This is a genomic window from Kribbia dieselivorans NBRC 106261, from assembly GCF_001552435.1.
GTDB classification, from domain to species: domain Bacteria; phylum Actinomycetota; class Actinomycetes; order Actinomycetales; family Dermatophilaceae; genus Kribbia; species Kribbia dieselivorans.
Genome location: NZ_BCRE01000062.1, coordinates 33,445 through 43,186 on the forward strand (window position 1 = coordinate 33,445; position 9,742 = coordinate 43,186).

A 9,742-nucleotide genomic window follows, 5' to 3' on the forward strand; every position below is an offset into this window, starting at 1 on the left:
ATCCTGGGAGGGATCTCTCCCCCGATGAATGCCCGGGGACCACCTCAGCGCTTCCCTGTCAGTCGGTGGGAGGCGTCAATGCCACCTTTCGGATCTTGCCCGCCGGCGTGAGCGGGAGAGAGTCGACGATGACGAACCGATCTGGCACCTTGTAGGCCGCCAGCGAGGCTCTGCACCATTGCCGCAATTCCTCCGGGTCGATGGTCGCACCCGGGACCGGGACGATGAACGCACACCCGGTCTCGCCGAAGGTCGGCTCCGGGATCCCGATGACGGCGCACATGGCGACCCAGGGGTGCTTGGACAGGAGGTTCTCCGTCTCCGCGGGGTAGACATTGAGCCCACCGCGGACGTACATCTCCTTCTGCCTACCCAAGACCCGGATATGCCCGTCAGCCTCCATCGCGACCATGTCCCCGGTCGCGAGCCAGCCCGACTCGAGGAAGGTCTGGGCCGATGCTTCGGGCATCTCCCAATACCCCGCGGCCACGCACGCTCCGCGCACCTGCAGTTCACCGGTCTCGCCGCTGGCCACCTCACTTCCCTCGCCGTCGACGACCCTCGCCTCGAAGTCACCGATGATCGTGCCGATGCTCCGGCTGACGGCGGCCAAGTCGTCCTCGGCAGGTGAGATGACACACGCACCGGAGGACTCGGACAGCCCATAGAGATTGGCCAGTCGCGTGCCGGCAAACATGTCAGTGATGCGCTCGGCCAGGGCCGGCTCGAGGTTCGATCCCCCAACGATGCAGAGTCGCACCGACGCCGTGTCCAGGTCATCGTGCCCCTCAGCGCCCAGCATCATGGCGTACATCGTCGGGACACCGAGCAGGATCGTCGGCCTGACCGAGGCCAGCGAGGCGAAGACCAAGTCGGGCCGGAAACGGGGAAGCACGTGGACGGCGCCCCCGCTGACCAGTGCTGAGCCGAAGGCGACGGTCAGGCCGCCAACGTGGTTGAAGGGCAGGGGACACAGGAACACGTCGCTGGGTGTCTGCTCGAAGCGGTCCGCCTGAGCCGCTGCGGAGGCGATCAGGCTGCGGTGGGTGAGCGTCGCTCCCTTGGGCTTCCCCGTCGTGCCGGAGGTGTAGAGGATCACCGCCGGGTCCTGCGGCGTGACTCGCTCACCGGCCGCAGCGACCGCCTCGACGTCGGGCTCGGGGTGGGCGAGGTCGTCCCACCGTCGGTGTCCCGAGCCCTGCGCACCTGTCAGGACGATGTGCTCGAGATCCGGCAAATCACCCTTCAACTGGTCGAGCAGCGCCACGAAGTCGAACCCATCGGCCTCGGCCTCGCACACCACCACGCGGGCCCGTGACTGCCCGAGCATGTAGCGAAACTCGCTCTCGCGGTAGGCGAGGTTGAGGGTGACGAGGACGGTACCGATGCGCGCGCTCGCCATGTAGGCCGCCAGCCAGTCCGGCGAGTTGGGTCCGGCGATGGCGATGCGATCACCGTGTTGGAGGCCCAATGACAACCAGGCCGTGGCGACCCGGTCCACGCGGGCGTCGAAGTCCGCGTACGAGATCTCCTCGCCGTTGTGAACGAGGAAGGTGGCCTCGGGTCGCGCCTGTGCCCGCTCGCGCAGGAGTTGCCCCAGGGTCAGTGCCGTCGGACCCGTGGCGGTCACGTTCGGGAGGGCGGTCATCGGCGCACGATCTGACCGTCGGCCCAGGTGATCCGCAACTCGCGCTTGAGGACCTTGCCCGTCGCCGTGCGCGGGAGCGCGTCGACGAAGTGGACGACCTTGGGGACCTTGAAGCCGGCCTGACGCTGGCGCATCCAGGCGATGAGTTCCTCGGCCGTCAACTCCATGCCGGGCACCACGGCAACCACGGCCGTGACGGCCTCACCCCATTGCTCGCTCGGCACGCCGATGACCGCGGCTTCGGCGACAGCCGGGTGCTGGTAGATGGTCTGCTCGATCTCGGCGGGGTAGACGTTCTCGCCTCCGGTGATGACCATGTCCTTCTTGCGGTCGACGATGTAGTAGTAGCCCTGCTCGTCGCGCCGGGCGAGGTCGCCGCTGTGGAACCATCCCCCGTGCAGGGCCTCCGCGGTGGCCGCCGGCTTCTCCCAGTAACCCTGGAAGACGTTGGGGCCCTTGATGAGCAACTCGCCGACCTCGCCAGGGGCAACGTCATATCCGGAGTCGTCGATGATGCGCAGCTCGTCGTGGAGGACCGGTTTGCCGACCGAACCGGCGTGGGTGACCGTCTCGTCGGGTCCGAGGACGCAGGCGAAGGGAGCGGTCTCGGTCAGGCCGAAGCCCTCCATGATCGCGACTCCGTGTGCCTGCAGGGCCTTGATGTAGACGAGCGGACACGGGGCTCCGCCGGAGAGTGCGGATCGCAGCGAGGACAGATCACGGCCGTCGAGGCCCGCCCCGATGACCGAGCCCCACATCGCCGGCACGAGAAAGGCCATCGTCGGGCGGTGCTGCTCGACACCGTCGAGCCAGCCTTGCGGGTCGAAGGATTCATAGATGATCGCCGTCCCGCCGAGGTACGCGATCGGCAGCGTGAAGATGCCCAGACCGCCGATGTGGAACAGCGGGGCCATGACGAGCGTGCTGTCCCGCGTGGTCAGGCCCTCGGAGAAGGCGATGTTGTTGAAGGCGTTCCACAGGTGGTTCCCGTGCGAGAGCATGGCTCCCTTGGGGAAGCCCGTCGTTCCCGACGTGTACATCAGCATCGCCAGGTCGTCGTGATCGATCGGGGTGACGACCCGCTCCGTCGAGTGGGCGGAGATGAGGTCCTCATACGGTGACGGCCCGCCGTCGCGGCGCGACTGCGCTGCGGTGATCTCGATGATCTCGCGCACGGGAGTGCCTTCGCTGGCCTCGCGCACGGTTTCGATGACCTGCGTCGAGGCGAAGACGAAGGTGCTCGCCGAATCCGCGAGCACGTAGTTGAGTTCCGGAGCGGCGAGTCGATAGTTGAGTGCGACCGTCACCGCACCGACCTTGGCGATGGCGAAGAGCACCTCCATCACGTGCGGGCTGTTGAAGCAGCAGAACGCCACCCGGTCGCCCTTGCGCACGCCGCTGCTCCGAAGCGCGGCGGCGAGCGCGTTGGTGCGGTGCTCCACGTCGAGCCAGGTGAACTTGCGACCGGTGTCGCCGTCGACGAGGGCAACACGCTCGGGAGTGCGGGTTGCGTGGTTGGTGGGCCAAGAGCCGATACCGAGGTCCATGACTGTCCTTTCCTACCGGTCGGGCACGGGAGGGACCGCGTCTCAGTGATTCGCGATTCACTCCGTCGTGAATGCTGACGCTGGATCAATGACCCATTGACACGCCTACGTTGGTGCGTTTAGTTAATACCGTTCACTAGGAGGGGTCAAGGATGGACTTTTCGGAGAGCAGCACGACGATCGCGATGGAGGGCCCAACCGCCAGGGTGCGTGATCCCGAGCGCGCCGAGAAGATCCTCACCGCTGCCGAGGCACTGTTCGGCAGCCGCGGATTCCATGAGGTGAGCCTGGCCGACATCGGGCGAGAGGCCGGCATCGTCGGTTCGGGCGTCTACCGGCACTTCGACAGCAAGGTCGCGGTACTCAGGGCGCTCCTGGACCGCTCGCTGAGCGCGCTGCTGGAGCGGGCCGACGCCATCCTGCGCGAGGAGCGCCCCGCAGAGGAGACCCTCGAGGCGCTCATCGGCACGCAGGTCGACTACTGCCTCGATGACCGCTTCGCCGTGCGCCTGTACCGCACAGAGATGACGGCGCTGCCCGAGGAGTCGGTCCGACGTCTGCGTCGCCTGCAGCGCCGGTACATCTCCGAATGGGTCGGGATCCTGATCGAGATCCGCCCCGAACTCGAGGACGTTCGGGCCCGCAGCCTCGTCCACGCCGCGATCGGAGCGATCCATTCGTCCGTCTACTTCCGCAGCGGCCTGCCGCGGGAGACGTATGCCCCGATGCTCACGCAGGTCGCCTGGCAGGTCCTGCGATCGCCCGTCGGTGCCCACGCGCACACCCCACCGGAGTCTCGTGCGACCGTAGATTGATGCGGGAAGCCCGCACCTGCACTGAAGGGATGCCACGGTGGCGACCACGCCCACGCCTGACCCGGTGACACCGCCGGCCCACGCGCCGAGCCTGCCGACTCCCGTCACCACCGAACGACTGCGGTTGCGAGCGGCGACAGCCGACGATGCCGAGACCACGTGGCCCTATCGCCGACTGCCCGAGGTCAACGAATGGATCAACGGCCCCGAGCCCGACCTGGCGGCCTACACCGCGCACTTCCGCGACCCGCGCCGCTTGGGCGACACCATCATCGTCGAACTGCGCACGACCGACTCCCCGGTCGTCGTCGGAGATCTGATGTTGCGAATCTCCGATGCCTGGGCCCAGTCCGAGGTCACTGACCGCGCCCGTCGCGCGCAGGCGGAGGTCGGATGGGCCCTGGACCCCACCCACAGCGGCCACGGCTACGCGACCGAAGCCGTGCAGGCCCTCCTGCGTCATTGCTTCAGCACGCTCGGCATCCACCGAATCACGGCCGTGGCCTTCGCGAACAACGAGGCCTCGTGGCGGCTGATGGAGCGCGTCGGCATGCGGCGGGAGTCGCTCACGCGCCAAGACGCGCTGCATCGCTCTCTCGGGTGGCTGGACTCCGTCGGTTACGCCCTGCTCGCCGACGAATGGACTGAGCCGCCGGTCGGTAGACTGGGGTGATGATCGTGGCAGATCAGGCCTTCGGGGACGGCGCGGCCTCCTGAGCGCGTCGGCATGACCAATCGAGGCTCCTGCGATTCTGTCACCGCTGGAAGGACACCACCACACCGTGACCGAGACCGCCCAGACCCAGAGTTCGCCTGCGCTCACGCAGCAGGTCGGCGAACTCCTCGCCGAACTGACCGCGCTCGACGATCCGAAGATGCGGGCGGTCAACGAACGCCACGGCGACGACCACGGCGTCAACCTCGGAAAGCTGCGCGCCATCGCCAAGCGACTCAAGAAGCAGCCCGACCTCGCCGTCGCGCTGTGGCAGACCGACGACACGGCCGCGCGCCTGGTCGCCCTGCTGATCTGCCGCCCGAAGCAGTTCAGCGCCGATGAGCTCGACACGATGCTCCGCGAAGCCCGGGCACCGAAGGTGTTCGACTGGCTCATCAACTACGTCGTCACGAAGTCACCGCACGCCGAGCCGTTGCGCGTTGGTTGGTTGGCCGACCCCGACCCGGTTGTCGCGAGCGCCGGCTGGGCCCTGACCACCGAACGGGTCAAGCGCTCCCCCGACGGACTCGACCTCACCGTGCTCCTGAATGTCATCGAGGCGCGCATGAAGGACGCCCCGGACCGGCTGCAGTGGGCGATGAACATGTGCCTGGGCGAGATCGGCATCAACCACGCGGAGCATCGTGAGCGCGTTCTCGCGATCGGCGAGCGGCTCGAGGTGCTCAAGGACTACCCCACGCCGCCGAACTGCGTCTCGCCGTACGTGCCGCTGTGGGTGCCGGAGATGGTGAGTCGGCAGAGCGCGCGCTGAGGTGTGAATTTCCTTCCTTGACCGCGGCGAGATTGCCTCTCATCGAGTGGGTCGAGACCGTCGCATCCTTCTGCGTGACCTTGTCAAGTTCGAAGCGCAACGCCAGCGCGACACCGAGGCGCACTGAGTGTTCACTCCCGCGTCGGCCGGCGGTCACCCAAGCCTCACTAGGTTCGGAGCGCCCGTTCTTCAGAGTGAAGGGAACCCCCCCATGCGAAACCCTGTACTTTGGCGCGCCCGCGGCCTGCTGGTCGCGTTGCTCGCCGCGCTCACGGCGGCCGCTGTGTCCGCCCTGCCCATCACCGCCCACGCGGCCACCCCACCTGTCAACGGACAAGCCGACTACATCATCGCCACCGACCAGATGAGTGAGCGCCTGTTGCTCCTGGACCCGTCGAAGGCCTGGTCGTATGACGACCACTCCAAGCGCGCGGTCAAGTGGTCGTGGGCACCCACCGTCGAGAACGGCTTCGAGGGACTGACCAATCGGTGGGCCAACCCCTCCGACGCTCGCCTGCGTGTTCACCCCGACCACGGTCGGGTCGTGCTCACCGCCGACTCGGCCGGACTGCTCGCGATGATCTCGTACCCGCAGGGTCAACGGCTGTGGGCGACCAACGGCAACTCCCCCCGCTTCTCCAACCCCCACGCCATCGAACTCCTCCCCGACGGCAACATCGCCGCCGCGGCCAGCACCGGCCGGTGGATCCGCATCTACACCGCCAGCCAAGGCACGGACAAGTACGTCCAGTTCGACCTCAAGGGCGGCCATGGCGTGCTGTGGGATCCCTCTCGCGAGAAGCTGTGGGCGCTCGGTGACGACGACCTCGTGCTCCTGTCGATCGGTGGCACGCCGGCCGAGCCGACCATCACCGAGGAGGCGCGGTACGCGCTGCCCACCCATGGCGGACACGACCTCTGGCCGGTGATGAGCTCGCCGGGCCGCCTGTGGATCAGTACCAACTCCCGGGTCTACCAGTTCGACACCGCGTCAGGTGCCTTCCTCAGCGACTACCCCGGTAGCGAAGAGGTGCACTCCGTGAGTGGTGTCAAGGCCGTCGGCGACCACCCGACCACGGGCCAGATTGCCTACATCCACCCCAAGCCGGGCGGCCACGAGACGTGGACGACGGACGAGGTGAAGTTCGCCGCACCGACCACGTCGCGCATCTTCGCGGAGGCGGGCTTCTACAAGGCTCGCTGGTTCACTCACCAGTACCGCTGATCAGGCCTTGATCGGTGAGCCGGCCGGAGAATCGTCTTCGGCCGGCTCACCCGATCGACGGTCAGTAGCCGACCGCCACACCGATGGCCCTCACCGTCACGGCTCCCCTCGCCCATTGACCACCGCGGCGAGGGGCTGGCCTCAGGTCGGGCGCCGACCCTTGACGAAGTAGGCGATCGGCACGGCGCCGAAGGCGTTGATCACAGTGATGGCCGTCGCCCAGGCAACCTTGTTGCCGCGCACCTGATCGGCCGGGCGTCGCGCCAGGTCCACCAGCGCCGCCACCTTCAGCACGCCTTCGAACACGCCCGCCACGACCATGAACCGGCGCTGACCGGAGCTGAGTTCGGACCACTTCTTCTTCTGCATGTCCCCATCATCCTCTCGGCGGGCAGGGCACCGGCGGCGGACTTGCCTGGATCACCGGCTATTGGTTAACTACTTAACGTTATGCCGGACCCTGACTCCCCGATCGCCGAGAGCCTCGCCTACAAGCTCCACCAAGCCACCGTGCTGGTGGATCGCGCGGCCGACCAGTACCTGCGCACCCACCACGACATCAGCTACTCGCTCCTCGTCGTCCTGCTGGTCGTGGGGGTGCTCGAGACACCGAGTCAGCGCGAGATCGCCGATCATCTGGAGGTCTCGCGCGCCTCGATCACCCAGCGCATCACCGTCCTGACCCAACGCGGCCTGGTCCGGGTGTCACCGAGCGACCACGACGCCCGCGCGGTACAGGTGCAACTGACCGCAGCCGGCGGAGCGCTGCTCACCGCCGCGTGGCAGGGCATGGAGTCATACGAGGACGGCCTCGACGCGGGGATCGACGTCGCCGCGTTGACCCGGGAACTCGACCTGCTGATCGCCAACGCCCGGGCACACCTGGCCCGGATCAGCCACAAGGAGCACGAATGACCGCCGCGCCCACCCCCGACCTCGACCGCCACACCGATCAACCCGAGCCCACGGCGCTCCGGAAGTCGGTCGGCGTGATGATCGCCGCCCTCGGCACCGGCGCCCTGCTGGTCCTGACGCTCGTGATCGGGCAGCAACAGGCCGAGAGCCTCGCGCGCTACGCGCTCTATCAGGTCGCCGGCCTGGTCGTCGCCGCCCTGGTCGTCGGCGGCGTCGTCCTGGCCACCGACCGACGTCCCGCCCACCTGCGCTGGGGCTCGCTCGACGCTCCGGCCAGCCCGATCGCGGCGCTCGGCGTCACGACCACGGACACCTGGCGCCGCGTCGGCATCACCTTCGCGGTGATCATCTCCGCGGTGACGGCCGTCTTCCTGTACCTGGCCTACCGCTCGGAACTCGGTGGCGTGCCGGCGTCGTCATGGCTCCTCGCGTTCGCTCTGGCCATCCCGCTCTCCCTGACCAACGCGCTCGCCGAGGAACTCATCACCCGCTGGGCCATCGTCGAGTCGATGCGCGGGCGGTGGGCCGGCCAGGCGCCGTGGGTCAGCGCGCTCGTGTTCGGCGCGGTGCACTGGTTCGGCATCCCCGGCGGACCGGTCGGAGCGGTGATGGCCGGCTTCCTCGGGTGGCTGCTGGCCCGCTCGATCCAGGACACCCGCGGCATCGGCTGGGCCTGGATCATCCATGCGCTGCAGGACGTCCTGATCTTCACGACAACCCTGGCCCTGTTCGTCGCAGGCCTGCCGGTGCCTGGCCGGTGACGGCGCCGTCGACGATCTCGATGACCTGATCGGCCGCGACGAGATGGTCATGATCGTGGGTGACCATGATGGTCGTCAGCCCCCGCTCCAGCGTCAGGGAGCGCAACAGGTCGAGCACCGCCTCGCCACGCGCGCGATCCAGGGCGCTGGTCGGTTCATCCACGAGCAGCAGCGACGGGTCGTTCATCAACGCCCGCGCGATCGTCACGCGCTGCCGCTGCCCGCCCGAGAGCTGGTGCGGACGATGCTCCGCCCGGTCGCCGAGCCCGACCGCGGCGAGCAGATCGATCGCCCGGCGACGCGCCACCGCCAGATCCTCGCCCCGCAGGTGAGCGACGACGACGAGTTGCTCCATCGCCGTCAACGACGCGAGCAGGTTCGGGCTCTGGAAGACGATGCCGATCTCGTCCCGGCGCACCCGCTCGGTCTCGCGGCGCGACAGACCGCGCAGGTCGCGCCCGTCGAGCACCACCGCGCCGGCGTCCGGAGTGATGAGCGTCGCAGCCACGGCCAGCAGACTGGACTTGCCCGAGCCGGACGGCCCGACCACAGCGGTCAGGGTGCCGGCCGCGGCAGTCAGCGTCACGCGGTCGAGCGCCGTGAGCCGCTGCCCGCCGTCGGGGTAGGTGAGGGTGATGTCATTCAGGTGCAGGGTCATCGCGCACTTCCGAGGGCAGTGAGGGGGTCAACGGTGGTCACGGAGCGCAGGGACACGCCGGCGCCGAGCAGGCCGAGCGCGACGAGCACGAGGGCGGGTACGAGCACGGTCGGCGGGTCGAGCACGAACGGCACCGTGCCACCCCCAACCCGCTCGATGAGTACGCCCACCGCGACGGCCAGGGCGGAGCCGAGTGTGGTCCCGGCCGCGAGCAGCACGAGCGCCTGGCCCAACGCGTCCCGCAGCAGGTAGACGTTCGAGGCTCCGAGCGCCTTGAGGATCGCCACCTCCCCGGTGCGCTGAACCGTCCACACGGTGAAGAACGCCCCGACGACGAGCGCCGAGATGACGAACAGGAGCGCCCGCATGAGTTGCAGCGAACCGTTCTCCGAGGCGTACGACCCGATGGCTGACAGTGACTCCTTCGGCGTGCGGGTCACCGTGCCGAGCCGGTGGTCGGCCGCCACGAGCGCCGCCCCGGAGCCCGGTTGCGTCGTCACCGCGAGGAACGTCGCGCCCCCGGTGGGCCGACCGTTGCGTGGCGCGTCATCGGGGGTCACCCAGATGACCGGGGCGTGCGCGTACTGCGCGTTCGCGCCCACACCGGCCACGGTGACGCGGCGCCCGCCCACCTCGACGACGTCGCCGCTGGTCACGGCCAGCGCCGCGGCCGCCTCGGGTGAGAC

General features: G+C 68.5%; 11 protein-coding genes. 6 read left to right on the top strand and 5 right to left on the bottom strand.

Going from position 1 to position 9,742, the window contains the following annotated elements:
* Window positions 1–58: 58 nt before the first annotated feature.
* Both KD1_RS06225 and KD1_RS06230 read right to left on the bottom strand, forming a co-directional pair.
* A complete protein-coding gene (locus KD1_RS06225) occupies window positions 59–1,648 on the bottom strand; it encodes a class I adenylate-forming enzyme family protein (RefSeq protein ID WP_083542164.1) in 1,590 nt (529 codons plus the stop codon).
* Entirely contained in the window at window positions 1,645–3,195 is a 1,551-nt protein-coding gene (locus tag KD1_RS06230) for an acyl-CoA synthetase (RefSeq protein WP_068399129.1), read from the bottom strand. Before KD1_RS06230 ends, KD1_RS06225 begins: the two co-directional genes overlap by 4 nt.
* 152 nt (window positions 3,196–3,347) lie before the next feature.
* Here KD1_RS06230 and KD1_RS06235 point away from each other — a divergent pair, with 152 nt between their 5' ends.
* From KD1_RS06235 to KD1_RS06250, 4 genes are all read left to right on the top strand, one after another.
* Window positions 3,348–4,010, top strand: a complete 663-nt coding sequence (locus tag KD1_RS06235; RefSeq protein ID WP_217995807.1) for a TetR/AcrR family transcriptional regulator — start codon at window positions 3,348–3,350, stop codon at window positions 4,008–4,010.
* 37 nt (window positions 4,011–4,047) lie between these two features.
* Window positions 4,048–4,683, top strand: coding sequence for a GNAT family N-acetyltransferase (locus tag KD1_RS06240; protein WP_245627299.1), 636 nt, complete (start codon window positions 4,048–4,050; stop codon window positions 4,681–4,683).
* A 109-nt stretch (window positions 4,684–4,792) separates the two neighbouring features.
* Window positions 4,793–5,497 (top strand): DNA alkylation repair protein, encoded by a 705-nt coding sequence (locus KD1_RS06245; RefSeq protein WP_083542166.1) that lies wholly within the window; start codon window positions 4,793–4,795, stop codon window positions 5,495–5,497.
* 211 nt (window positions 5,498–5,708) lie between these two features.
* The gene (locus KD1_RS06250; protein ID WP_068399131.1) at window positions 5,709–6,722 is read left to right on the top strand and encodes a DUF6528 family protein; all 1,014 of its coding nucleotides are present in this window, start codon (window positions 5,709–5,711) and stop codon (window positions 6,720–6,722) included.
* Window positions 6,723–6,863: 141 nt separating this feature from the next.
* Here the strand turns inward: KD1_RS06250 and KD1_RS06255 are convergent, their stop codons facing one another.
* Window positions 6,864–7,091 carry a hypothetical protein gene (locus KD1_RS06255; protein ID WP_068399134.1) on the bottom strand — a complete coding sequence of 76 codons (228 nt, stop codon included), beginning with the start codon at window positions 7,089–7,091 and terminating at the stop codon, window positions 6,864–6,866.
* 81 nt (window positions 7,092–7,172) lie between these two features.
* On the opposite strand from KD1_RS06255, the gene KD1_RS06260 reads away from it, so the two are divergent.
* Both KD1_RS06260 and KD1_RS06265 read left to right on the top strand, forming a co-directional pair.
* Window positions 7,173–7,637, top strand: a complete 465-nt coding sequence (locus tag KD1_RS06260) for a MarR family winged helix-turn-helix transcriptional regulator (RefSeq protein WP_068399136.1) — start codon at window positions 7,173–7,175, stop codon at window positions 7,635–7,637.
* Window positions 7,634–8,398 carry a CPBP family intramembrane glutamic endopeptidase gene (locus KD1_RS06265; RefSeq protein ID WP_068399139.1) on the top strand — a complete coding sequence of 255 codons (765 nt, stop codon included), beginning with the start codon at window positions 7,634–7,636 and terminating at the stop codon, window positions 8,396–8,398. Before KD1_RS06260 ends, KD1_RS06265 begins: the two co-directional genes overlap by 4 nt.
* On the opposite strand, the gene KD1_RS06270 is transcribed toward KD1_RS06265, so the two are convergent.
* Together KD1_RS06270 and KD1_RS06275 are read right to left on the bottom strand one after the other, a co-directional pair.
* Window positions 8,346–9,056 carry an ABC transporter ATP-binding protein gene (locus KD1_RS06270; RefSeq protein ID WP_068399141.1) on the bottom strand — a complete coding sequence of 237 codons (711 nt, stop codon included), beginning with the start codon at window positions 9,054–9,056 and terminating at the stop codon, window positions 8,346–8,348. The two genes, KD1_RS06265 and KD1_RS06270, sit on opposite strands and share 53 nt — an antisense overlap.
* Window positions 9,053–9,742: ABC transporter permease (locus KD1_RS06275; protein ID WP_157073205.1), on the bottom strand; the 690-nt coding region annotated here is incomplete at its 5' end. The genes KD1_RS06270 and KD1_RS06275, both read right to left, overlap by 4 nt.